Source organism: Microbulbifer sp. 2205BS26-8, assembly GCF_030731025.1.
Classification (GTDB): Bacteria; Pseudomonadota; Gammaproteobacteria; order Pseudomonadales; family Cellvibrionaceae; genus Microbulbifer; species Microbulbifer spongiae.
Genome location: NZ_JAVAMR010000049.1, coordinates 1 through 23,366 on the forward strand (window position 1 = coordinate 1; position 23,366 = coordinate 23,366).

At 54.7% G+C, this 23,366-nt stretch carries 20 protein-coding genes and 3 pseudogenes; 21 read left to right on the top strand and 2 right to left on the bottom strand.

Features of this window, described 5'->3' with window-relative positions; genetic code table 11:
- Positions 1-373 precede the first annotated feature (373 nt).
- The 17 genes and pseudogenes from Q5Y71_RS13810 to Q5Y71_RS13890 all read left to right on the top strand — a co-directional run bounded on the left by Q5Y71_RS13810 (position 374) and on the right by Q5Y71_RS13890 (position 20,032).
- Positions 374-1,342: an ABC transporter ATP-binding protein gene (locus Q5Y71_RS13810; protein WP_306042696.1), complete on the top strand. Its 969-nt coding sequence runs from the start codon at positions 374-376 to the stop codon at positions 1,340-1,342.
- The gene (locus Q5Y71_RS13815) at positions 1,342-2,445 is read left to right on the top strand and encodes an ABC transporter permease (protein WP_306042697.1); all 1,104 of its coding nucleotides are present in this window, start codon (positions 1,342-1,344) and stop codon (positions 2,443-2,445) included. Before Q5Y71_RS13810 ends, Q5Y71_RS13815 begins: the two co-directional genes overlap by 1 nt.
- Before the next feature lie 38 nt (positions 2,446-2,483).
- Positions 2,484-3,407 (top strand): lantibiotic dehydratase C-terminal domain-containing protein, encoded by a 924-nt coding sequence (locus tag Q5Y71_RS13820; protein ID WP_306042698.1) that lies wholly within the window; start codon positions 2,484-2,486, stop codon positions 3,405-3,407.
- A 19-nt stretch (positions 3,408-3,426) separates the two neighbouring features.
- Positions 3,427-4,770, top strand: coding sequence for a YcaO-like family protein (locus Q5Y71_RS13825; RefSeq protein ID WP_306042699.1), 1,344 nt, complete (start codon positions 3,427-3,429; stop codon positions 4,768-4,770).
- A gap of 3 nt (positions 4,771-4,773) precedes the next feature.
- On the top strand, positions 4,774-5,397 hold the full coding sequence (locus tag Q5Y71_RS13830) for a TOMM precursor leader peptide-binding protein (RefSeq protein WP_306042700.1): 624 nt from the start codon (positions 4,774-4,776) through the stop codon (positions 5,395-5,397).
- The gene (locus Q5Y71_RS13835; protein WP_306042701.1) at positions 5,394-7,799 is read left to right on the top strand and encodes a SagB family peptide dehydrogenase; all 2,406 of its coding nucleotides are present in this window, start codon (positions 5,394-5,396) and stop codon (positions 7,797-7,799) included. The genes Q5Y71_RS13830 and Q5Y71_RS13835 overlap by 4 nt, the downstream gene beginning before the upstream one ends.
- A complete protein-coding gene (locus tag Q5Y71_RS13840) occupies positions 7,789-8,823 on the top strand; it encodes a PqqD family peptide modification chaperone (protein ID WP_306042702.1) in 1,035 nt (344 codons plus the stop codon). Before Q5Y71_RS13835 ends, Q5Y71_RS13840 begins: the two co-directional genes overlap by 11 nt.
- A 10-nt stretch (positions 8,824-8,833) precedes the next feature.
- The gene (locus Q5Y71_RS13845; RefSeq protein WP_306042703.1) at positions 8,834-11,380 is read left to right on the top strand and encodes a hypothetical protein; all 2,547 of its coding nucleotides are present in this window, start codon (positions 8,834-8,836) and stop codon (positions 11,378-11,380) included.
- Positions 11,381-11,448: 68 nt separating this feature from the next.
- Positions 11,449-12,183, top strand: a complete 735-nt coding sequence (locus tag Q5Y71_RS13850; protein ID WP_306042704.1) for an ABC transporter ATP-binding protein — start codon at positions 11,449-11,451, stop codon at positions 12,181-12,183.
- Between the two features lie 3 nt (positions 12,184-12,186).
- Positions 12,187-13,350: an ABC transporter permease gene (locus Q5Y71_RS13855; RefSeq protein ID WP_306042705.1), complete on the top strand. Its 1,164-nt coding sequence runs from the start codon at positions 12,187-12,189 to the stop codon at positions 13,348-13,350.
- Positions 13,350-14,540, top strand: a complete 1,191-nt coding sequence (locus Q5Y71_RS13860; RefSeq protein WP_306042706.1) for an ABC transporter permease — start codon at positions 13,350-13,352, stop codon at positions 14,538-14,540. Before Q5Y71_RS13855 ends, Q5Y71_RS13860 begins: the two co-directional genes overlap by 1 nt.
- Before the next feature lie 9 nt (positions 14,541-14,549).
- Positions 14,550-15,791: a YcaO-like family protein gene (locus tag Q5Y71_RS13865; protein ID WP_306042707.1), complete on the top strand. Its 1,242-nt coding sequence runs from the start codon at positions 14,550-14,552 to the stop codon at positions 15,789-15,791.
- Positions 15,788-17,146: a TfuA-like protein gene (locus tag Q5Y71_RS13870; RefSeq protein ID WP_306042708.1), complete on the top strand. Its 1,359-nt coding sequence runs from the start codon at positions 15,788-15,790 to the stop codon at positions 17,144-17,146. Before Q5Y71_RS13865 ends, Q5Y71_RS13870 begins: the two co-directional genes overlap by 4 nt.
- Positions 17,136-18,194, top strand: a complete 1,059-nt coding sequence (locus Q5Y71_RS13875) for an efflux RND transporter periplasmic adaptor subunit (RefSeq protein ID WP_306042709.1) — start codon at positions 17,136-17,138, stop codon at positions 18,192-18,194. The genes Q5Y71_RS13870 and Q5Y71_RS13875 overlap by 11 nt, the downstream gene beginning before the upstream one ends.
- Before the next feature lie 48 nt (positions 18,195-18,242).
- A complete protein-coding gene (locus Q5Y71_RS13880; protein WP_306042710.1) occupies positions 18,243-18,386 on the top strand; it encodes a hypothetical protein in 144 nt (47 codons plus the stop codon).
- Positions 18,387-18,470: 84 nt separating this feature from the next.
- The gene (locus Q5Y71_RS13885) at positions 18,471-18,860 is read left to right on the top strand and encodes a transposase (RefSeq protein WP_306042711.1); all 390 of its coding nucleotides are present in this window, start codon (positions 18,471-18,473) and stop codon (positions 18,858-18,860) included.
- Between the two features lie 163 nt (positions 18,861-19,023).
- Positions 19,024-20,032, top strand: a pseudogene (locus Q5Y71_RS13890) (transposase).
- Positions 20,033-20,073: 41 nt separating this feature from the next.
- Here the strand turns inward: Q5Y71_RS13890 and Q5Y71_RS13895 are convergent.
- Positions 20,074-20,485: pseudogene (locus tag Q5Y71_RS13895) on the bottom strand (transposase); the annotation flags it as partial.
- 115 nt (positions 20,486-20,600) lie between these two features.
- Here Q5Y71_RS13895 and Q5Y71_RS13900 point away from each other — a divergent pair.
- From Q5Y71_RS13900 to moeB, 4 genes and pseudogenes are all read left to right on the top strand, one after another.
- A pseudogene (locus tag Q5Y71_RS13900) lies at positions 20,601-20,897 on the top strand (transposase); the annotation flags it as partial.
- Between the two features lie 365 nt (positions 20,898-21,262).
- The gene (locus tag Q5Y71_RS13905) at positions 21,263-21,457 is read left to right on the top strand and encodes a hypothetical protein (RefSeq protein ID WP_306042712.1); all 195 of its coding nucleotides are present in this window, start codon (positions 21,263-21,265) and stop codon (positions 21,455-21,457) included.
- A gap of 97 nt (positions 21,458-21,554) precedes the next feature.
- Positions 21,555-21,833, top strand: a complete 279-nt coding sequence (locus Q5Y71_RS13910) for a MoaD/ThiS family protein (RefSeq protein ID WP_306042713.1) — start codon at positions 21,555-21,557, stop codon at positions 21,831-21,833.
- Positions 21,834-21,842: 9 nt separating this feature from the next.
- The gene (gene moeB / locus Q5Y71_RS13915; protein ID WP_306042714.1) at positions 21,843-23,012 is read left to right on the top strand and encodes a molybdopterin-synthase adenylyltransferase MoeB; all 1,170 of its coding nucleotides are present in this window, start codon (positions 21,843-21,845) and stop codon (positions 23,010-23,012) included.
- Positions 23,013-23,115: 103 nt separating this feature from the next.
- On the opposite strand, the gene Q5Y71_RS13920 is transcribed toward moeB, so the two are convergent.
- A partial coding sequence (locus Q5Y71_RS13920) for a hypothetical protein (protein WP_306042715.1) occupies positions 23,116-23,366 on the bottom strand: 251 nt, incomplete at its 5' end.

The window sequence follows — 23,366 nt, forward strand, 5'->3', positions numbered from 1 at the left end:
CCCAAGTCTTTTGGCTTGCTAGAAAATGTTTCCAAATAATCCTTTCGGATTTCAACAGCCTGCTAAATCTCAAACTCTTTGGGTATAGAATTCTCGCTTAGGATCTGGTAAGATCGCTTTGAACAATCCGGTGGAGGTGGATTTGGGTGGTCATATGTAATGTCAAGAAGCCCTCACAGCGGGGAGTGGCCCGTTTTTTGAGCAAAATTGTGTGCTAAACTAACCCCGCAAGTTTTTACATCTTGTAAACAGAAAGGCGGGCTCCTGAATCCTCATCAGACGAAAAAGCCTTTATGCAAGTGCCCGAGCCGTCCCGTTAACTCATGAGAATAAATTGTTCCCAAGAGCCAAGATAATAAGATTGTGAGTAGCGATGCAGTTTGATAAGAAAAAAAGCAAAGCGGGGCAGATCCCAGTCTTTGCAAAGGAAGTACGTAAGCGTTACGGTAAGGAGGGGTCTTATACCGATGCGCTTACGGGAGTAGATTTGCAGATAAAAAACGGCGAAATTGTCGCTGTTTTGGGACCTAATGGAGCTGGAAAAACTACACTGATTGAAATTCTGGAGGGCCTTCGTCTCGCCGACGCCGGGCGTGTGCAGATTTTGGGTCAGGATGTTCATGACGCTGAGAAAATAAAAAAGCTCCGATACCGAATGGGTATTTCCGCACAAAATTCCGTATTGCCACCACTGCTTACTGTTGAAGAACTGCTATCACTACATGCAAATTTGTTTCCGAACTCTCAATCTGTAGACAGATTGATCGATGAGCTTGGCCTTCGTGAAAAATGTGATACGCGAATCAAGCACCTTTCCGGCGGTCAGCAACAGCGCGTTACCATTGCACTTGCTTTGATCGGCGACCCCGAGCTGATTTTTCTCGATGAACCTACGTCCCAGCTGGATCCCCAGGCGCGCCGGGCGGTATGGGCCGTCTTAAATCGGCAGCGGGAACGTAGAAATGCCACTATTTTGATTACAACTCACCAAATGGAAGAGGCACAAAGGTTTTGTGATCGGGTCATGGTGCTTGACCACGGGAAAGTGCTGGTCGAGGGCGAGCCAGCCTCTCTGGTAGAGCAATTCTGTCCCGAGCGTGTTGTCGAGTTTGTGTCTCCGAAAAGTTCCAACTTGCAATTTCTCAACGATTCAGCAATTAAAATACGCGAGACATTTTCCAGTGCCCAATGGCGTGTGCACACAACTAGTGCCAACGGTCTCGTTTCCGAGTTGATTTCCAGACAAAGTCGAGGCGAACTTGAGGTAGAGGATATCCGGGTTGACAAGCAGTCCCTGGAGGACGTTTTTATACAGCTAACGGGCAGGGGAATTCGCAACTAATGGAAATTTCGATGCTTCGTGTGCGAAAGCTCTTTGCCGTTCACTTGAAAGAATTTCGTCGAGATTTTGGTTCGGTTTTCTTTAGTTTTCTATTCCCAATGTTTTTTCTGGTTGTCTTGATCGTTTCCAGTTTGGTATCCCCTACTTTTAATTTCGAATTCGGCTTGGTGGACTCGCACAAGAATCCATCCGCATTTGGTCTCGTAGAAAGTTTGGCTTCAGAACATCTGTCCGTGCGATCGATCGATAAAGGTCAAGCGGAAACGGAGCTCAAAGAGGGAAAGTTGCAGGCAGTTTTGATATTGCCAGCAGAGGGGCTGTCGGCAGGTGGTGAGATCGATTTGCTTGTTGGTCAGAGTTACGAGGGTTTTGCGCGTATCGTTGTCCAAGCTGCACTTGCCAAACTTCAAAACATCGAGCGGGAGGGAGAGCCAACCTATCAGTTTCATACCGAGGTGTTAACTGATGAAGTGAACTCGGAGTTCTCTTTTATGTTCCCGGGTATGCTGGCAATGGCACTTTTACAGCTGGGATTATTTGCCACTGCCACACCAATTTTGCGCGCGAGGGAGCGCGGCACGCTGCGCCATCTCCTATTGACCCCTCTTGGTGTGCACGAGTTGTTGATCAGTCAGATCTGCTTTCGCCTTATGGTGGCTTTCTTGCAAGTGTCGGTACTGCTGATAGCGGGCATGTTTGTAGTGGAATTGACTGCAATGCAATGGGTTTCCGTTATGGGTGTGGCGCTGCTGGGTGCGATCATGTTGATTTGCATGGGCTACGCACTGGCCGGTATGGCGACAAATCTGGAAAGTGGCATGGCCGCAGTGATGATTGCTAATTTCGCCATGCTATTTGCCGGCAATATCTTCTCCGATCCCAGTGACAACTGGGGCTTATCACTGGTGGCGCATTTTATGCCGGTAAGCTATTTGGCAGATGCGTTCCGGCAGATAATTAATAACAGCTCCGGCATTTGGCCTTTATGGCTGGATATGTGTGCGCTGCTTGGCTGGTCGGCTCTGGCCTTGACGATAGCGATTCGAACTTTTCGCTTCGACATGCAAGCGCGCCAAAGTTCAAAAAAAGAAGTTGCCATTTAAGGGCATTTTATCAACTTGAAAGGCCGCGAGGAAATAGCGTGAGTAATCGTCTGAATGCAATCGCACCGGCGAAATGGATTTATTTTAAGCTGTATTTGGGGCAGGCAATTGACAGGATGGATCAATTGCTAGTCAAACTTGAGCAAGTGGTGTCGCAAATGGAAGCGGTTGAAAGTTGGTTTTATATCCGTTATTTCGACGACCAAGGGGTTCATATACGCCTGCGCGTGTTACCTCAGGCTCGTGAGGAAGACCTCAAGAAAGAGCTCAACCATCGCTGCGCAACTCTACTCAATGCCTTGCACGATCTGCTGCCTAGTAACTACTATCCAATGGTTGTGCCGGTTGGCTATGATGAGGCAATAGAGGAAGGAAAGGTGCCCGGTGGCCATAACGACGTGCGAATAGTTTCAGATGTCTATGAGCCCGAAACAGATAAGTTCGGTGGAGAGCTTGGCGTTAAGATAGCCGAAGCAGTTTTTCAGGTTTCCTCTGAAATTGCCTGCAATATCCTCTCGGATGAAGTTCAGGGTTTTTATTCCCGCAAGGATTTAATTCCTCTGTTAATGAGTGAGTGCTTCAACGCCTTTCTATCCGAAGGCGATGCTGTCGTGTTTTGGCGTGAGTACAGCTTTTATTGGCTGGGAGGCAACTCTCCGGCAGCGGGTGATTGGCGGGACAAATTTTTCCGTAAAGGAGAGGAACTCGCGGAGCAGGGTGTAGTTGTAGTGCCCGATGAGACGCAATTGAAAGAGTCGCAGCTCGGTTACGTGAAAAAGTGGCGCGACGTGTTGGATAGCGCCGCTGCGCGTTACCATGAGCTGCGTGCGGATCTGGATGCGAATACCGAAGTGCTCGCTTTCAATTTTATCCATTTAATGAATAACCGACTGGGTATCGCATCGCTGGAAGAGGCGTATATGGCCACTTTGCTAGAACAGCGGGCGCGGGATCGGGCTTAGTCCGACTGGGGACGCAACTATGAATTTGGCTTTGGATCTGTCAGAAGATTATCTGCGAAGAAAATATCCTGCAGCAAAACTGTTGCTGCCTACGGGAGGAATACTTTCCGGCGTCACGCGTTTGGTAGGAGAACATACTGCGCCAGATTTTGAAATTGCCGTTTCCAATCTAGACAATTTAACCCACATTTTCCCTCATGTATCTTTGCCCAACGGGCTTGATGCGTTCAATGAGCCATTGGGCGGCGCCGGAGCCGATGTCGATCCCGAGCTGGCCTGGCTGCGTGCGGTTATGGAAGGTGGAGAGCGCTATGCAAATATGGCCTACCGGGAAGAGGACTTCGTTTTCGCCAGTGCCAGGGAACTCGGTGAATTGGCGCTTGATTTGGACACTCTGCCACGCTGCTCTGAAAAAGAGTATGCGGACCCCAAGTGCCCCTATGTCCCTGCCGACAAGCATGCCGCTATCCGCTGGACCAGGGGTTACTCTCTGACCGGACGCTGTGAGCGCATGGTGCCCTCAGTCATGGCCCACCTGTACTTAAAGCCGGCTCCCAAAGAGAGGTTTTGGCAGGAAATTTCTACCGGCTGCGCGGCACACGTGCGACTGGAAGCTGCGCTGGTCTCGGCAATTTGTGAAGTGATTGAACGTGATGCCATCGCTATGACCTGGCTGGCCAAATTGCCGCTACCGCGCATCGAAATGTCCGAACCTCTGCCCGTCGAGTTGGTGGACAACCATAGGGTGCTGCGCAATGGCCTGGTGCAACAGCACTTTTTTGATGCCACAACGGACGTGGGTATACCCACTATCTACGCGGTCCAATTACTCGACGGGCATCCACAAGTGGCTCAGTATGTGAATTGTGCGGTCGGATTCAATGCTGCGGAAGCCTGCGCAAAAATTATTCGCGAAGCGGCACCGGCCCGTGCCGTGCTGAGTAATGTCAAAGATGTTCCAGACAATGTCGAAGATTTTCGCTCCCTCTACGATGGTGCACACCATCTAGGCAAGCCCGAATGGCGCCACGCCTTTAATTTCTTGTTGGAGACTCCCAACCGCAAGTCTCTGTCGGATATCCAGGTGGACGCCCCCGCTGATGAACAGGGGCAGTTGCGCTTTTTGCTTGATCGCCTGAAGGCAATGGGTATGGAAGTGGTCGCGGTAGACCTGACCACCGACGAGTTGCGCGAGCTGGGTATTTGGGTTGTGAGGGTGGTGATTCCCGGGCTGATGCCGATGAGTTCGGTACAGAGGGGTCGTTTCCTTGGACATCCCCGTCTGTATGAGTACCCGCGTCATGCTGGCTACGGTGCGCTTACCGAAGAGACTATCAACCCGATTCCTCAACCTTTCGCATAAGGCATGTCGATGATCGTACTGACAGCAGGCCAGTTCGGCATTCGCGTGGGACAGCGTTTGGCACAGCTTTGCGATGCCGAGGCGGTGCCACTTCCCCAGGAGCGCGAACACCTTGAGTTGCTCATCCAGCGAGCCGATTTTGTCGCAGTGGCCACCTGGCGCCCCTATGTGCAGAGTTGCACTCTGATAGACGACTTATGTTTTCGCTTTGGGGTGCGTTGGTCGCTGGCCGAGATCCACGCGCAAAGATTGACTTGCGGCCCTTTGGTAAACCCTGGCAATGGTGCCTGCTATCAGTGTTACCGCAAGCGCTGGCTGACACATCACAAATCACCGGAGCGAGAGCAGGTGTTGAACGAGGCCTATGAGCGCGATTCAGCCCTGGGGCCCACAGGCAGTATCGGTCCGTTGGTGGAAGTCGCTGCCCAAGCTCTGGCGGACGACGCCGTGGCGGCAGACGGGGAAGCTGGCCGATTGCGCCTGGTGGATGTACTGAGTGGTGCAGTGTTGAAATCCGGTGTCATGGGTATCCACGAGTGCCCCCGCTGTCGGCCGGCAAAACCTGCCCGTACCGGGGAGCGGTTTGTGCAGCACATGGTGCCCGAAATAGAGAGGATGCTCGGATGAGTGTTGCGTTGAGCCAGTCTGCCGACAGTATCGGCAACAGTTTTGCCTCCGACCCGGAACTGCAATTACCACAATACCCACGTTTCCCGCCGGAAGTGCTGATGATTTCCTACAGGCAAACCGGCCTGCTGTTCGAAGGCGTGCACGGCACTCAGGTATTGAGTGGTCGGGGCGCACGCGGATTTATTCCAAAATTGCTCGCGCGACTTGATGGCACCCGTGATCTGGCGGCACTGAGCCGGGATTTCCCCCAGATACCAAAGAAGTCCCTGCGTGACGCTATTGCCTTACTCTACAGTCGCGGCCTGCTGGAAGATGGATTGGGGGCTGAGCCGGCGGGTGAGCAAGAGGAACTGGCGGCCTTTGCCGGGCGCTATATCGATGTTACCCGGGCCAACCGCAACCGGGGTGAAGTCTTGGCGAGGCTCGCGGACAAACGCGTTTGCCTGGTGGGACAGAGCTCAGCACTCGAAACCCTGTCCGTTGCACTGGCAGATCTAGGTCTGAAGGAAATTCGTCGCGCGCAGGATCCGGAGCAATTGCAGGGCATTGATCTGGTAGTGGCACTGTTTACTGGCGAGACTCCAGAATCGCAGCGGGCACTTTGGCTCAATACGGCGCAGGAGCAGGGTGTCCGGGTTTTACACGCCCATCTTGGAAATGGCGCAGTGGAAATAGGGCCGCTCTTTATTCCCGGTAAATCCGCCTGTTACGACTGCCTGCGCAGTTTGCATGCCGCCCCCAGTGGAGTGCCTGCACAGGGGCAGGGTTTCTGGGTGGCCAACCTGGCGCTGCAGGCATTTCATTTGCTGAGCCGTCTGGGCCGACCGAATTTATACAATGTGTGCCACATACATCAAGGTGATGAATCTGGTGCCGCCTACCGCGAAGTGCAGCTGGCAAGGTTGCCGGGTTGTGCCAGTTGTGGATTGGCCGAATGCACTCCGCGGCTGGATGAAGAGCACGGCCAGGTATGGCTGCTGCACAATGCCGCCAACACCATGCCGCCGCGGGATCTGCTGAGTCCACGGGACTACCAGATGCACTATGCGGCAGGCAACCTGCTGATCACGCAAGAGTCTCCGGAACCCTACTATGGAGCCCTGCCAAAGGCGCTGCCAGAGGGACTTTCGCTGGAAGCGGCGCCGAGCTGGTTGCGCGGCGCCACTGGGGCAGGGCATGCCGATATTGACACACTGTCCAGCTTGCTGCGCCTCTCGGTGGGCTATCAGCCCCAGTCGGATGGCGGGCAACGCCGTGTTGCCCCATCTGCCGGCGGACTCGGCTCTGCGGAAATTTTCGTCTTGGTGCGCGATGTTCCGGGGCTTGAACCCGGGGTTTATCACTATTACGCCTGGGCGCACCGCCTGGACCGATTGCGCGGAATGTCGCCGCCATTGATTGCCGGAGCCCTGGGGCTGCGCGAGCGGGATCTGCCGCCATTGTTACTTGTCGGTGTCGGCTCCTTGGGTAAATTGCGGCAGAAGTATGGGGATTTTGCCTTTCGCTTCGCCAGCCTGGATGCAGGCTTTGTACGTGTTTACCTCTACGAGCTGATGGATGCCATGGGCCTGCCGTTTGTCGAGTATGCAGATGCCCGCGACCAGGTACTGGCCCAAACCCTTGGCCTGCCGGTGGTGGGTGGGCGCAATATGGTGACCTTTGTGCTCGGTGTTGGGGTTCCCACCGGCGAGCAGGGGCCAGGTCTACTGCGAGCACACCAAAACGTCGATAGCTTGATCGAATTGGCCAGCCAAGCCAATGCACCACTGCGGGCAGGTGTTGACCACGCAGAAGCGCGGTGTGAATGGGCCCCCTTGGGTGCCGGGGGCCCACAGGCAATTTTGTCGCGTTTGGATCAACTTTTCCTGGAACGCCGCTCAGCGCGCCGCTTTGCCTCACAACCCCTGCCAATGCCACTTTTGAATCGCTTGGCCGATTTGGCGATTGGTACCAATGACTGGCTGGGCCGCAGTGGGGGCTTGCCGTTGCGGTTGCGACTCTGGGCCGCGGTAAACGCCGGCGGTGCAGATCCGAGTGTCGATATTTATGCTTGGGACCCACAGGGAAATGAGTGGGTTAAGCAGCGCAGCGGAGTTGCCGCTGAGGCACTCGATGCGGCCATCCTGCAGCGAAACCTGGCGCGTGCACCTGTGGTTTTGTTTGTCACCGGGGATTTTCAACAGGCAGTATCGGAGCAGGGCGCGCGGGGCTACCGCGAGTTGATTGGCCGAGCCGGCGCAGTGGTTGCACGGACCTTGCTGGCGGCCACTAGCTATGGCTTGACGGGTTGCCCCTGGGGTGGCTTGAGCGAAGATGGCTGGGGGGAATTGTTTTCGATTGACCGTTATCGGGACTGCCCCTTGTTTGGTTTGTCATTGGGATATGCCGATGTTGGCTGACGGTATCTCTCAGCCAACTGCCGTGCCGGCTCAATATCGTATTCGCGATGGGGTGGCCAAGGTCGTGCGCAAGGGCTCAATCGTGTTGATATCGCCGCACGACGGTACCGCCGTGCGGGTCAGCCCGGTAGCGGAAGAGTTGATGCCGCTACTGGCCGCAGGGGCATCATTTGATGAGTTGACGCAAAAACTTCGTGACCGCTATCCCCAGGCGGCATCTTTGGGAACCAAGCTGAGCGCCTTTCTGCAGCAGCTGCAAAAAAGCGGTTTGCTTGAAAACGATGCCCGCCCGGCGGTGAAGCGGCGTCGAACACCGCGTTTAAAACTGTTTGAACTGGACCCGGCGGCGGCGCTGGTGGCGCGCGGAATAAAGGCATTGCCGGACTGGTTGGGTCGCGCACTTTGGTATGGAATCTTGCTGTCTGCGCTGTGCGGGTTACTGGTGCTGATTTTCTCAGGGGCATTGCCCCATCCGCGCCAGCTAGCTACAGAGTTCAACGGCTGGGGCTTGGCGATATTCGCGCTGCTGGTTGCTCCCCTGCATGAAGCGGCCCACGCCGTCGCCTGCCGTTTGGCCGGAGTGCCGGTGGGGGCGGCGGGCATTATGATACACAACTGGTTTGTTCCTGGTCCCTATGTCGAGACCAACCAGACCTACCGCATTCGGGGCCGTCGCCAGCGGTTCTGGGTGCCGGCGGCGGGGCCCGCCATCAATCTGATCGCGGCCGGTGCTGCGGCCTGGGGACTGTGGCTGCTGGGCCCCGATGAGCCGACGGTGGGATTTTTGACCACGTTATTTTTGCTGGCGGTGCTGTTTCTTTACCTGGATACCAATCCCCTGACCCCAAGCGACGGCAGCCATATGCTGGAGGCCTTGTTGGACGACGAACTGGCACGGGTATCGGCATTGTCGCGCCGGCGCGGGCGCCTGTCCGACCCCAAGACGGTGGCAATCTATCGTATTGCGGCCTCTGTGCATCTGCAGGGGAGTTTGGTGTTGTTGTATTTCTGGTGGATGCATTGAGGAGCTTTCGGTGAGCAAGCAACAACCGCTAACCGCGCAGGTAACCGTCTGCGAACCCCTAAAGGTTCAGGATATAGCGCCTTTCTGTTTGTTGAGAGTTGCCGCTGTACCCTATGAGATGCTGGAAGCTTTGCGGTTGCCGAAAACCGAAGCATGTATTGAAAGCATATTGGCCGCCGAAGTGCGGATGGAAGAGTGTCGGTGTCCACTCGAAGATGCTCTGCACGCTATGGTGCCAGGCATAGACCCGGATGATGCGAAGTTTCGCCGCAAGGTACTGGGGTTGCGCCGGGATGTTCACAATGGCCGACCGACCAAGACCCAGGAAGTAGACTGTACCGAGATAAGTCAGCGCCTGGATGCCGCTGGAGCAAAGTGGTTGCGGGAGTGGCTCGACAGCCAGGCACAGCTGAAGCGTGCCAGCGATGCACTTGAGCCGGGACTCTTGGCGGAGATCCAGAGTCACCTGCGCCCGGGTTTGCGTCAACCCATGACACTGGCCACCTTCCGCCGCGCTCTGGCGTTCGCCAGCAATCGGGTTGCCAGTAGCGCTATGACCGAGGAACGCCTGCCAACACCCCCGAGGCCCAATAACCTCGAGCGTTCACTGCTCGGTTATATGAACCGGGCGGCGGCCAAAACCAGTCCCTTTTCCAGCTTTATGGCCCTTTCGGTGGTGGCTGTGGATCCCGCCTCGGAGAGTGACTATCCCAGTGCAGTGCGGGCGCAATACATCAGTCGTACCGGGCTTAACCGCGGTATTTTTTCGCGATTTTACCGCTCCGGGATGCAGGAGGCCGCCGGCTGTGGGGATATTAAATTACGCCTGAACCCCACTTTTGCCGACAGCCAGGCCGGGCGCATGCAAGCGCTGTGCGATCGTGAAATTGTCCTGATTGGTCGCCCCTGGCTGGAACAGCGACTGGCACATTTTCGTTTGGACCCGCGTATTGTCAATGTCCTGACCGCCAGCCCGGAGGAGGATTTTTTCCACAACTGGTGCGTGCGTCTGACGGCTGTCGGTTTGAACGAAGAACAGGCCAAGCAGGTAGTGACCAAGCTGCTGCAGCGCAACGTGTTGATGCCACCACCATTATTCGATGCGTTCGATCAGGCACCCCATGTCCGCTTGGCCAATCTGTGGCGCGACAGTGAGTCGCCGCTGTTGCGGGAGCAGGTCCCGCTGCTTAAAGACATGGCCGACACCGCCGACAGGATTGCCGTCGCGGAGGGTGATACACGAAGCCGCGCTTTCGATTTTATTCGCGACAAAGAATCGCAGATATTGCAGGCACTAGGGGATGGCTCCGCCGATTCGCTGCAGAATATGGTCTTGGAGGACTGCTGGTTGTCCGGCATCAAGGGAAGCATGGGGGCGAAACTGTTGCGACCTCTGGACGACCTACAGGCTTTTCTCAGTCGTCAAGTTGTCGTATCTCCCTACTATGCACGGTTGCGCGACCATTTTCTGCGCGAGTATGGGGAGGAAGGTGTTTGTGATGACCTGGTGGGTTTTTTGTTACGGGTCGGCGACAAGTTAATCGATATTCCCGAATTCGGCGCTGACCTTGAGCAAACACCAGCAGCGAAAGCACCGGCGGGCGCCGCCATTCCGGTGACAGCACAATTGCAAATTGCCGCGGGCGGCGAGGGTAGCGAGCCGCTGATGGTGGTCAACCGGGTTTTTGATGGCGCCGGTTGGCTGGCGGCACGCTATTCCCCCGGCGAACAGGCCGAACAGCGCTTGTTGAGAGATAAGCTTTCCGAGTGGCTGCGCCGTGTACACCATCCACGCGAGCCGGTGGATCTGGTATTGAGTGGTCAGTGCAACGACTTGCAGGCCCACGCACCCCTGACCCGCCGTGTGCTGCGTTGGCCCGGTGAGCCGTTGTTGCTGGACCCCGAGCGGGTGCTGGAAGCCTCTTCGTTGCGCTTGAGTTACAACGGCGACAGCGGCTTGCTGGAATTGTGCGATACCGACGGCACTCCGGTCAGCCTAGTGTATTTGGGGGCTACTTTCCCCTCACCTATTTGGGGTGTGCGTTACGCCTTGTCGATTTTGACCCAGCCCTATCTGTTGGGTCGCCCAGATTTTCGCCCGCCGCCGCTTCGGGATGCCGATAGCGTCACTTTCGAGTCCCGACTGACCGAGGGCTCATTGGTATTGCGCCGTGCCACCTGGTGGATATCCAGCGAATATCTGAAGCGGGAGTGGTTCAACGGCTGCCAGAGCGAGCGACTGTTGAAGGTCAGACGGGAGTGTGATCGACATGGTATCCCTCCGGTGGTATTCGCACAGAGATTTATACCGCCGGAGCGTAGCGGCTTGATTCCCGCGGATGTTCTCAGTGCAAATCGCAAGCCGATGTGGGTGGATCTACGCAACCCCTTCTGGTTGCACATGCTGGAGCGCACTGCGGAAAAGAGCGATTGGGTGCAGCTCAGCGAACCACTGCCGGATGCCGATTCACTTTGGCTTGAAGTCGAGGATCGGCGACATGTTTCCGAAGTGCAGTTGGAGATGGTCGTCAGGGCCGATCCCAGTGCGCAATCCTAAAACCGGTCGCAAGGGGCGTTGCGCTGATGCGCAGCCGTTTCAAGTAACCTGCAAGCAGGACATCAACGATGAATCAAACTCCGGCTATCGATCACGAAGCGCCAACCACTCCCACTGGGGAGAGCGCACCTGCAGTGTCCGCCGTGACTTTACGCAATGTGAGCAAGGATTATCAGCGCGGCAAAATTACCGTTCCAGTGCTGCGCAATTTCGATCTAGAGGTGGGCGAGGGTGAATTCGTAGCCTTTATGGGTGCTTCCGGTTCAGGCAAGAGTACCTTGTTGAATCTGATCGGTGGCCTGGATCGCGCCAGTGCCGGCTCGATAGAGGTGGCGGGGGAGAATATTGGGCGTTTTGACCGGGCTCAGTTGGCACGCTGGCGCGCGCGCAGCGTCGGCTTTATTTTTCAGTTCTATAACCTGCTGCCGGCGCTTACCGCGGCGCAAAATGTCGAGCTGCCGTTGTTGATCCATTCACTGCCGGCGTCGGAGCGCGCGAGACGGGTTGCCAATGCGCTGCAATTGATGGATCTCACTCACCGCGCTCAACATAAACCGAGTGAATTGTCCGGTGGCCAACAGCAGCGTGTAGCCATCGCCCGGGCGCTGATCACCGATCCGAAGGTATTGATGTGTGACGAACCCACGGGCGACCTGGATCGGGAGAGTGGAGAAAATATTATGGAGATATTGCATCGACTCAATCGCCAGCGCGGCAAGACGGTGCTGATGGCGACCCACGACAGGGACAGCGCCGAGAGCGCGCATCGCATCGTTCATTTCACCAAGCCCGACTACCGTTGAACCATGACTTTGTTTCGCCTGACTCTGAGTAACGTGTTCCACAAAAAGCCCCGCGCGGTTTTTACCATCGGCTCGGTGGTCGTCGCCTTCCTGTTGTTCGGTTTGTTACTTCCCCTGGAAAGGGTCTTCAACTCGAGGTTGGAATTTGCCGACGCAGATCGCTTGATCGTCACCAACAAGACATCCCTGCTGCGCCCCTTGCCATTGAGCTACGACGAGCAGTTACGGGATGTCGAGGGTGTGCAGCTGGTAGGTCACTTCACCTTCTTCGGTGCCTTTTATCGCGAACCGTCCAATCAGATCGCCACCATCGTTACCGATGCTGACCAATTCGACGCAATGGTGGATGAAGTGGTGTTTCGCAACCCCAAGGATCATGCTCATTGGTTAAAAACCCCCGCTGGTGTTGCGATAGGGCGTGAACTGGCGCAGAAGTTCGGTTGGAAAGTCGGGGATCTGGTGCCGGTTTACTCAAAAATCTATCCGCGCGCTGACGGCAGCTCAGTATGGACCTTTGAAATAGCGGCGATCTTTGATAGTAGCGCTGCCGATGGCGATACCAATTCAATGGTGATTGATTACGACTATTTTGATCGTGTGCGCGCTACGGGCCAGGGCACCGTAGGCTGGTATGCGGTGCGCATCGACGATGCCCGCAATGCCGATCGTATCTCCAATACCATTGATGCGATGTTTGCCAACCGCCCGGCCCAGACCACTACTACCACGGAAAAAATGTTTGCTCAAAGTTTTTTGCGTCAAGTGGGGGACTTCGGCGCTATGATCAGCATTGCCTTATTACTGGTTTTCTGGACCGTGGTACTGGTCACCGCCAATACCATGGCGCAATCGGTGCGCGAGCGCTTCTCGGATATCGGTGTGCTCAAAACACTTGGCTATAGCGATTTGCGCATATTCGGTATGGTGCTGGGGGAAAGCCTGGTGATTCTTTTATTTGGTGGTTGCCTCGGCCTTTTGATCGCCGCGGCGCTCATACCGGAGATTGCCGGCCGTACCGAGCAGCTGCTCGGATCGCTGCACCTGTCGTGGCAGGACTGTGCGCTGGGGTTAGCGCTGATGCTGGTATTGGCGCTGCTGGTGGCCTTGGTACCGGCGTGGCGGGCCGCGCGAGGGGAGATAGTGAGTGCCCTGAGGGAGGCTGTGTGATGGGGTTGCTCAATCAATGCCGGGTGGCTTTACAGGTGGCCTTGCGCGGTTTGCAACTGCGCTGCTGGCCGGTCATCAACACTGTGATCGGCACCGCGTCGGTGGTCGGGGTTTTCGTGGTACTGCTATCCATCGCCGCCGGCTACGAGCGGACTCTGCAGTTAAGCGGCGATGCCGATAATCTGTTGATTATGCGCGCAGGGGCGCGATCGGAGCTGGAGAGCAGCCTCACTGGAGAGCAGGCACGGTTGATACGCAATGCGACAGCGGTTGCCAAAGATGCCCAGGGGAGGCCGCGGGCGGCCGCCGAGGTCTACGCCATCGCCAGTGTGGAAGAGGACGGGGATAGCAACAATATTGCTTTGCGGGGAGTGGAGGAGGCCTCCTATCAGCTCCGCCCCCGTTGGCGTCTGGTCGAAGGGCGCAAGCCGAAAAGTGGCATGCGCGAGTTGCTGGTTGGGCGCCGTGCGACGCAACGCTTCCAAAGCCTGTCGCTCGGGGCGCAAATCCCCATTGCGGATGGCAAGTGGACGGTAGTGGGCGTGTTCGAGGCCGATGGGGGGGTCGCCGAGTCGGAGTTGTGGACCGATATCAGCACTTTGCAATCCGCTTATCAGCGCGGTGAACAGGTGCAGCTGGTAGTCGTGCGACTTGCAGAGGCGCGGGGTATTGCCGCTTTCAGAACCGCGTTGGAGAAGGATCCGCGGCTCGACGTACAGGTTGAAACTGAAGAGGATTACTACAGCCAGCAAGCCCAGCAAATGAATGGGTTTGTCAAGACCTTGGGTTTTTCAATTTCATTTCTTATGGGGTTGGCGGCGGTGTTTGTAGCCCTCAATGCCGGTTATGCATCCACCACGGCTCGTGCGCGCGAAATTGCCACCATGATCGCCCTGGGCCTGGAGGAGCGCGCTATGACCTTATCGGTACTGCTGGAATCGGTGGCATTGTCGCTGCTGGGTGGTGTACTGGGCAGTGCACTGGCTTATGCATTCTTCGATGGCCACCTGTCCTCCACCCTGTTCTATTCAAAGGACTTTGCTCAGGTTGTATTCGCGTTTGAGGTGACCGCGGGGATTTTATTGCAGGCGATTGCCGCCGCAGTATTGATTGGGGTAATTGGCGGTCTGTGGCCTGCGTTGAGCGTCACGCGCCTGCCGGCGGCCCACGCGCTTGGAATCCACAGGTGAGGTTTGGCGATGAAAGTGTTTGGGCAGTGTTGGAGTGCGCGCAAAGGTCATTTGCAGGGAACCCACCGCACCCGCGCGCCGGAGGAAACCCTGGAGGATTATGGGCGATTTCTGCCCCAATTGGGAATTACCCGCATTGCCAATGTTACCGGGTTGGATCGTATCGGGTTGCCGGTCTGTGTGGCGATTAGGCCCAATGCCCGGGCCCTGGCCACCACGCAGGGCAAGGGCGAAACACTTGCCGCAGCCAAAGCCTCGGCAATGATGGAGGCCATTGAGTCCTGGCACGGTGAGCATATTTCCGGCCCTTTATGGTCGGCTTCCTACCGCGAATTGGTGTCACAGGGACCAATGCCGGACCCGCAGTTGCTGGCGCTGCGCTCCGATGCCAGTTGGGACGCCAACCGGCCTATCGATTGGATAGAGGGCGAAGATCTGTTCAGCGGCGAGCGACTGTTGCTGCCGTTTGAAACTGTGTCCAATAATTTTGTCGAGCAGCCGGATTATCGGCCGATTTTTCTCAAAAGCACCAACGGCCTGGCGTCGGGGAATCATTTGTTAGAAGCGTTATTGCACGGCCTATTAGAGGTCGTGGAGCGGGATGCCCTGACGCTGTGGGAACTCCAGCCGGAGACACTGCGCAAATCCCGGCAATTGGACCTGACCAGCATATACGATCCGCACCTTGCAGAAATCATCCAAGTATTGAATGACAGGGGTGTGGTGTTGGCGGCTTGGGATATTACCAGCGACTTGGGACTGCCGACTTTTACCTGCACTCTGGCAGAAAATCCGGACTCGCCATTGTGGCGTCCGGTAGCCGCTGTGTCCGGTCACGGTACCCATTTGCAATCGGAGATAGCACTGTCGCGCGCCATTCACGAGGCAATTCAGAGCCGGGTGACCATGATCTCCGGCAGTCGTGACGACATGTTTCCCCGCGACTACCGCGATGCCGGAGGGCGCGATGCACATGCGCGGCTGATACGCGACTGGCGAGAACCTGCGCCGGCTCTGGCGTTGCGACAAAGCGAATTTCCCCTGGGCGACAATTTTGAACAGGATCTCGCCACGGTGCTCGAACGCCTGCGCGCGGTTGGCATAGAGCATGCGCTGGCGGTGGATTTGCGTAGAAAGGACGTGGATATTCCGGTGGTTAAGGTGGTGGTGCCGGGATTGGAAGCGGTACGCACTGCAGTTTACCGTCCGGGGCCGCGCGCACAAAAACTGCTGCAGCGGGGGTTCCAATGAATCTAGTGGTGTTTCTCGGTCCCAGCTTGGAGCGCGCCAAGGCGAGTGAGATTGTTGCCGTAGCGGGAATCCAGGCCGAGTTCCGGCCACCCTGTCGCATGGGAGATGTGTTCGTCGCCGCAGAGCAAGGGCCGAGCGCCATCGTGATTATCGACGGGTACTTCGAGCAGACACCGGCGGTGTGGCACAAAGAGATACTCTATGCGCTGTCCCAGAAAATTGCTGTTTTTGGTGGCGCCAGTATGGGGGCGTTGCGCGCTGCGGAACTGCATACCTTTGGTATGTTCGGGGTAGGGGCGGTTTTTCAACAGTATGTCAATGGCGATCTGGAAGATGACGACGAAGTGGCGGTGGCCCACCTTTCCGAGGAAGCTGGCTTCATGAGTCGTTCCGATGCCATGGTAAATATTCGTCATGGCCTGTTGGGCGCAGTGCGTAGTGGAGCGATAGACGAACACACCCAGCGAAAATTGTTAAGTTGCGCCAAAAGTGCCCACTACCCGGAGCGCTCTTGGCAACTGTTTTACCAGCAAGGGCCAAAGCTTGGGCTGACCAGCGCGCAAATTGATGCGCTGAGACAGTATCTAGAGGAAACAAAACCCGATCTCAAGCGCGAAGATGCCATTGCCACTCTGACTGCGGCAGCGCAATGGACCAGTGCGAAGCGTCCCCCTCCTGATGCGGCCTTTGATTTCGAGCCCACCATATTTTGGGAGCGCTTGTGTAGTGAGCGCACTGAAGTCAAAGCACGGGGAACTGGGCAGGACTTGGCTTCTCGCGAGCGTATGATCCACCACTTGCGGCTGGTGGGGCCCACACGAGAGAAGCTGCGACGCCAGGCACTGTTGTTGTTTCTGGCGGAGCGAGAGGTACAGAGGCTGCAGGTCTCTGCGGTGGATGCGAAGCGGTCGCTGACGCGCTTTCGACAGGAGCGGGGTCTGGCATCGTCGAGACAGCTGGCGGACTGGATGAGTGCGGAGGGCGTTGACCGGGAGGAGTGTCTGGAGTTGGCAGCTGCAGAAGAGCGGCTGCGCTTGCTCGAAGAGCGCTACAGCGGACCGGTCGATCAGCGCCTGATCAGTGTGTTAAAGCTCGATGGAAGCTACGGCCAGGTCCGGGAGCGAGTGGAATCCAAATGGCGGGCATTGCGGGATATGGGCATTGAGGTACCGGAAGACAGCGACGTTGAATCTACACAGGACGTCATGGCCTGGTACCAGGAACATTTCGGATCTATTGCAAATGGGGATCTGGAAAAGCATATCGTGGAGCTGGGGTTTACTTCACCCCGTCAATTCCTTTCGGAGTTGATCGCAGAATATCTCTTCACCCGGAGTACTGCTTGTGAACACTGACTCGGAAGCTTCGGACAAGCAGCATCTACTCGACAGCCTGGCCATGCCGGTTGAAACAAAGGCTCGGGATTCTGGTTCGCGCTGGCGTCTGTGGCTACTAATAGCCGCATCCGCTGCCGCCGGTATCGCACTCTGGTGGCAGTTGTCGGCGCAGACGTCGGTCGTACCCTCGCCAGAGGATTTGGAGCCTGGGGTGGCGGTCATCGCCGAAACAGATCCTATAGCAGAGCCAGAGTCGGATACGGGTGAGCGGGTATTGCAGGCCTCCGGCTTTGTGGTTGCCCGGCGGCAGGCGACGGTTTCCGCCGATGTGACGGGTAGACTTGTAAAGATCCATGTCCGGGAAGGGGCCACTGTGGAAAAGGGGCAGCTATTGGCGGAGCTGGATCCAAGGGTCGCCCAGGCCAGGGTGGATTATGCCCGGGTAAACGTCGAGTCGGCGCGCAAAGTTGCTGTGGTCAGCAAGGCCCGCCTCGCCGAGGCGGGAGCAAGCCTGGCTCGCTACCGCAAACTGGCCGAGGATAAATTTGTTAGTCCTGAGGAATTAGATGCTGCCAGCTATAAGGTCGACATTCTAAAGGCCCAGCTAGCCTCTGATAGGACTTTGATTCAAGCCGCGGAAAAACAGTTTGAAATAGAGCGACAGCAGCTGAGCAATACACAGATATTGGCGCCCTTTGACGGAGTAGTGACCCAGGTGACAGCGCATGTGGGAGAAATCGTATCCCCTATCTCCGCTGGAGGTGGCTATACCCGTACGGGAATCTGCACCCTGGTGGACCTGGACTCCATCGAAGGGGAAATAAATATTAGCGAACAGTATATCGACCGCCTTCGGGAGGGGCAGAAGGTTAGTGTCACTACAGTGGCGTATCCAGATGAGAGTTTTAGCGGTAAAGTCCTGGGGATTACGCCAATGGTGGAGCGCAATACTGCCGCAATTAAAGTGCGTGTGGGCTTGCAAGGTGGCGGCCATCGTTTGATTCCAGGGATGCGTATTGATCTTGATTTTTTGTCTTCCCCTGGTAGTGAAAAAAACAATTCTTAATGGTTGGGTACTATTTATTGGGCTGCAATAATATTTAGGAGACGTTTTATGAAAAACAAAAATTGGGCGGGATTGGCAATTGGTATAGGTATAGGCGTTGCCATGGGGGCAGTCATCGGTAATATGGGAGTTTCTATCGCTATTGGCCTTGGGGTTGGATTTGCATTGCACATTGCATTCAACAGGAAATAACCTGAATTTGATTTAAATTAAAAATATACTAAAAATAAAAAAAAGACAGCATAAAGATATTTTTTTGGGTGGTGGACGCTAAAAATGAGAAAGCTGCATATAGACCCCAATTGGTCTTTTGGTAAGGAGACACAGTTAACTGAAAAGCAGTGGGAAGCCATAAGGTCATTGTTGCCAGGAAAGGCCGAGGATCCAGGACGCACGGGAGCGGATAATCGCAATTTCGTTAATGCGGTGCTCTGGGTGCTGAGTACAGGTTCACTCTGGAAACAGCTTCCAGAAAGATTTGGCCAATATAAAAGTGTGCATAAGCGCTATAAACGTTGGGAAGAAAAAGGAATTTGGGACAGAGTTTTTGCCCAGCTGAAGCGTGATTTGGAAACAGGACTGCCTGTTTTTGGCGATGCAGGTTGTCACTTCGGATTGAGTGGTCGCCGCCCCGACAGTGCTTTTGATGTAGGGAAGGTTGATTGATGCTGGAATTTATTGCATGGAGTTTGCTTATTTTAAAGTTCAATGATGGTAGAAACCCGAAGTCCAGGCATAAACTAGGGCCTGTTCACACGAGAGTGTAAATTAAATTGTGTAACTGCTCATGCCTCCGTACTCTGAACCGGAGAATACCATGAGCAAAACCATGAATAATCAGGGTTTCGAACAGCAGCTGCAAGCGCATGCCACCGAACTGGCCAAGGGCATCAAGTCCGAGGCTGACCTCAACACCCTCACCCAGAAGCTCGTAAAGATGACGGTTGAGGCTGCCTTGAGTGCTGAGCTTGAAGAGCACCTCGGCTATAGCAAGCACGACTCCGTCGGACGCGACTCCGGCAATAGCCGCAACGGCACCAGTTCCAAGCGCCTAAAAGGCCAGCATGGGGATGTGGAGATCAACACTCCCCGCGATCGTGCAGGTACCTTCGAGCCCCAATTTGTCCGCAAGAGGCAGACCCGCTTAACGCAGATGGACGACCAGATCCTCGCGCTGTATGCACGAGGCATGAGCACCCGCGACATCGTCGACGCCTTCAAAGAGATGTACGGTGCCGACGTCTCTGCAGCCCTGGTATCCAAGGTCACAAAGCAAGTTCTGGTTGTCCGTGCTCACCGAACTGAAGAACCGCGGTCTGGAAGATATCCTGATCGCCTGTGTAGACGGGCTAAAAGGCTTTCCAGAAGCCATTGCTGCAGAATACCCTGAGGCTAAGGTTCAGTTGTGCATCGTGCACATGGTGCGGAACTCGCTGAAATACGTCTCCTGGAAGGACTACAAGGCGGTTACGGCTGACCTGAAGGAAATCTATACTGCGGTCACAGAAGCGGCTGCACAGGTGGAGCGAGACCGTTTCGCGGAGAAGTGGGGTGACACCTACCCGCAGATTAGCAAGTCTTGGGCCACGCACTGGCCAAACTTGATTACGCTGTTTGAGTATCCGCCGGAGATCCGCACGATTGAGTCTCTGAACAGCGTCATTCGCAAGGCCACGAAGCAGCGCAAGGTGTTCCCTACTGACGACGCCGCGATGAAGGTGGTGTACCTGGCTATGCAGGCTGCTTCAAAAAAGTGGACGATGCCAATCCGTAACTGGAAGCCAGCTCTAAACCGCTTTATGATCGAGTTCAGTGGTCCACTCGCCGACTACCAATAAGCAACTGGCAGGAGCGGTTACACAGAATTATTTACACTCTCTCTGAAACTCTTGAATCGTCGAAACAGTCTCTCTACTTCATTTCGTTTTTTGTACACTTTTCGGTCATATTCCCAAACGCTTAGCCTGTTACTTTTGGGCGGCACCACGGGTTTCATGCCAAGGTCAAACACCAACTGTCTGGTTTCATCGCCTCATAGGCTTTATCCATGATCACTTTAGTGCCCCCCCAAGCGCAGTTTTCCAGTGTTTTCAGCAACTTTCGATCTTTAGGTGCATCACCCGCTTGCCCTGGAGAAAGGGAAAAGGCTATGGCCTGATTGGGAGGGACCCGCTGCGACCATGTGAATTTTGGTGGTCCAGCCTCCTCGTGATTTGCCGATAGATTGAGGACCGTTTTTTTAATGCACCTGTACCATTTGGATGCACCTTTACAGCGGTAGAACCGAGAGATACATGATTCACTTGAATATTGATCACATCATTCAAAATAGAAAAAAGCAGCTTTTTTCGAATTTTTTGGCTTGCTAGAAAATTTTTCCAAATAATACTTCCAGATTTCAACAGCCTGCTAAAGGATCACAAAGAGCTGATGAGCTTCTACGATTTCCCGGCAAAGCACTGACAGAGCATCCGGACAACGAACCCGATCGAGTCGACGTTCGGGACAATACGACACCGGACCAAGCGCTCGAAAGGCTGCCTGTCGAGAGAAGGAATGCTACACATGGTGTTCAAGCTGGGAATGTGTGCAGAAGAAAAGTGGAGAAAGCTCCGGGGCTTTGACTACCTTGCCAAGGTCATCACCGGAGTGAAATTCAAAGATGGAGAAGAGGTATCAACCGTTGACCAAAGCGCTGCATGACCAAGCCTGTTGAACCCCAGAATTGACAATAACTCGGGGCTGATCAGAGTGGTTTGAGGGGAGAAGTAGCGAATGCTCATCTATGGAATTTTGTATGACTCAATTTTTGCGCGGAAAAGAGAGACACAGAGTTTTTGACATAGTGAATCCTGCGCAAATATGGCAATAGATGAAGGGGGTATTATCGACATTCAAATGTCGATTTTTTGTTAAAGGTTTGCAATAGAGAGCCTTTTGGAGACATTCAAATATCGATTTTTAAAATTTAAATTTAACAGTTGACGATAAATAAGTTTGTTGTTTTCATGCGTTTTGCAGCAGCACATCTGTGTGCTCTGCATTATTCTAACAAAAGAGACTTTATTATGTTGAATCACGCTTTTGATATTTCTAACAAAGAAGACGCCTTGGATCTTTTTGCGGAAGAGCTTCCAGAGCAGGTACAACTGGTTTCTGACTGCCTGAGCTCCGCCAGCTCCGCTAGCTGCTGCACCTGCACTGGATCCTTCTCCAGTGTGGGCTCTGTAGTGAGCACCGGTGCCTCTCAGCAACTTAAGTAACATCGGGTTAGCTATTTAAAGCTATCTGTGGTTACTATGGTAGAATCTGCACCGGAAGCGTTTTGCTATCCGGTGCAGTTTTATAAAAGAAAATACTATGCCTATTACCATTGAGATACCAAGTTCCATGCGACGTTTCGTTGACAATGAGCGTCGCGTGAAGCTCGATAGGGCAGCCACGGTACGCGAAGCCCTCGATCTTCTGGTGGCTAAAAATCCGCTTTTGCGTCCTTACTTGTTCACTGATAGTGGGGAGCTTTTCTCTTATATAGGCCTATTTGTTAATCGCAAGGATATACGCTCCCTGCAGATGGAAAAGACGCCGCTGTATGCGGGGGACAATATAGCATTGTTGCCGGCGGTGGCCGGGGGATAGGTACAATTGGTGAAGTCTGATAAAAGGCGCGTAGCGGGAAGTACATCTAATTCACTCAGCCGGGCTGAGCGGACTCATTACAGCCGCCAAATGATTCTCGATGAGGTGGGTCTTGACGGTCAGCAGGTCTTAAAAGCCGCCCGTGTGCTGGTGGTGGGCGCCGGAGGTCTGGGTGCCCCTGTGCTCTCATATCTGGGCGCTGCCGGTGTGGGGACACTGGGAGTAGTTGAATTCGATAACATAGAGCCGAGTAATTTGCACAGGCAGGTGCTTTTTAGTTCCCAGGACATCGGCCGCAGTAAGCTAGACGTAGCTTGTGAAAGAATCCACGCACTGAATCCCCATATAGCCCTAAACAAATTTGCCACACGACTGAAGCTGGAAAATGCACGCGATATTTTTAGCGGCTATGATGTGGTGGTGGATGCCACAGATAATTTCACCAGCCGCTATTTGATCAATGACACCTGCGTTTTGTTGGGCAAGCCTAATGTCAGCGCCTCTATTTTTCGTTACGAAGGCCAGTTATCCGTATTCTGGCCTAGTCGCGGCCCCTGCTATCGCTGCCTGTTTCCGGAGCCGCCACCGGAGGAGCTGGCCCCCTCCTGTGCGGAGGGGGGCGTACTCGGGGTATTGCCCGGCATTGTAGGCTCATTGCAGGCGAACGAGGCGCTAAAACTCCTACTGGGATACGGAGATCCGCTCATTGGCCGCATGCTGAGCATCGATGCAATGAATGTACAGTTTGCGGACTATGAAATAGTGGCAGATGAACGCTGCCCGATTTGCTCGGAGGGAGCGAAACATGGAGGCACTTCCGCCTATGAAGCACTATGGGTCACTAGAGATCGAGATGAGAACAAAGAGGCGGTACCGATTATCACCGTGTCATCTTTGAAAGGGTTATTCCATAAGCGTGAGCCGATCACTCTTGTGGATGTGCGCAGTTCGAAGGAAACTACTTTGGGGAAGATAGCTGATCCCCATCTCCTCACTCTCGATGACTTGCCGAAAGCTATGGATCGGCTGCCACGGGATGGACGACTTGTCTGCTATTGCCAGAGTGGCAGACGCTCAGCAAAAGCGGTATCTCTTCTGCAGCAGCATGGTTTTGACAATGTAGCCAGCCTGGATGGGGGGTTCGACGCCTGGAGTCTGGCCTTGGAAAGCGAGAACTAACAGCTCCACTATCAACGGTGTCCGGCTGAAAAAGAGTTTAACGCGATAAAATTCCAGCACTGACACGTATATTTGGCCTCATAAGCGCGCGTGCAAAAGATATTTAAACTTTTTTCAGTCGGCGCGCAGTACCGTCCAGGGCACCAGTTTCGCTGCGATACAGCAGGACAGAAAATACATAAAAAACACGAAAAAGTACTTGACATGGCCATCCAGGTGCGCGACGCGATCCCTGTATGTGTATTAGTTCAGACCAAATCTGACACATCTCCTTGAAAAGGGGGGGTTTACCGGTTTTGATGAAGGTGACGAAACCTGAAACCAAAACCAAGGATAAACCCCATGATCCATACT

Excerpts from the sequence above, each read along its gene's own strand:
- Q5Y71_RS13810 (WP_306042696.1), top strand. The coding sequence starts at position 374 with ATGCAGTTTGATAAGAAAAAAAGCAAAGCGGGGCAGATCCCAGTCTTT.
- Q5Y71_RS13815 (WP_306042697.1), top strand. The coding sequence starts at position 1,342 with ATGGAAATTTCGATGCTTCGTGTGCGAAAGCTCTTTGCCGTTCACTTG.
- Q5Y71_RS13825 (WP_306042699.1), top strand. The coding sequence starts at position 3,427 with ATGAATTTGGCTTTGGATCTGTCAGAAGATTATCTGCGAAGAAAATAT.
- Q5Y71_RS13830 (WP_306042700.1), top strand. The coding sequence starts at position 4,774 with ATGTCGATGATCGTACTGACAGCAGGCCAGTTCGGCATTCGCGTGGGA.
- Q5Y71_RS13835 (WP_306042701.1), top strand. The coding sequence starts at position 5,394 with ATGAGTGTTGCGTTGAGCCAGTCTGCCGACAGTATCGGCAACAGTTTT.
- Q5Y71_RS13840 (WP_306042702.1), top strand. The coding sequence starts at position 7,789 with ATGTTGGCTGACGGTATCTCTCAGCCAACTGCCGTGCCGGCTCAATAT.
- Q5Y71_RS13850 (WP_306042704.1), top strand. The coding sequence starts at position 11,449 with ATGAATCAAACTCCGGCTATCGATCACGAAGCGCCAACCACTCCCACT.
- Q5Y71_RS13855 (WP_306042705.1), top strand. The coding sequence starts at position 12,187 with ATGACTTTGTTTCGCCTGACTCTGAGTAACGTGTTCCACAAAAAGCCC.
- Q5Y71_RS13860 (WP_306042706.1), top strand. The coding sequence starts at position 13,350 with ATGGGGTTGCTCAATCAATGCCGGGTGGCTTTACAGGTGGCCTTGCGC.
- Q5Y71_RS13865 (WP_306042707.1), top strand. The coding sequence starts at position 14,550 with ATGAAAGTGTTTGGGCAGTGTTGGAGTGCGCGCAAAGGTCATTTGCAG.
- Q5Y71_RS13870 (WP_306042708.1), top strand. The coding sequence starts at position 15,788 with ATGAATCTAGTGGTGTTTCTCGGTCCCAGCTTGGAGCGCGCCAAGGCG.
- Q5Y71_RS13880 (WP_306042710.1), top strand. The coding sequence starts at position 18,243 with ATGAAAAACAAAAATTGGGCGGGATTGGCAATTGGTATAGGTATAGGC.
- Q5Y71_RS13885 (WP_306042711.1), top strand. The coding sequence starts at position 18,471 with ATGAGAAAGCTGCATATAGACCCCAATTGGTCTTTTGGTAAGGAGACA.
- Q5Y71_RS13905 (WP_306042712.1), top strand. The coding sequence starts at position 21,263 with ATGTTGAATCACGCTTTTGATATTTCTAACAAAGAAGACGCCTTGGAT.
- Q5Y71_RS13910 (WP_306042713.1), top strand. The coding sequence starts at position 21,555 with ATGCCTATTACCATTGAGATACCAAGTTCCATGCGACGTTTCGTTGAC.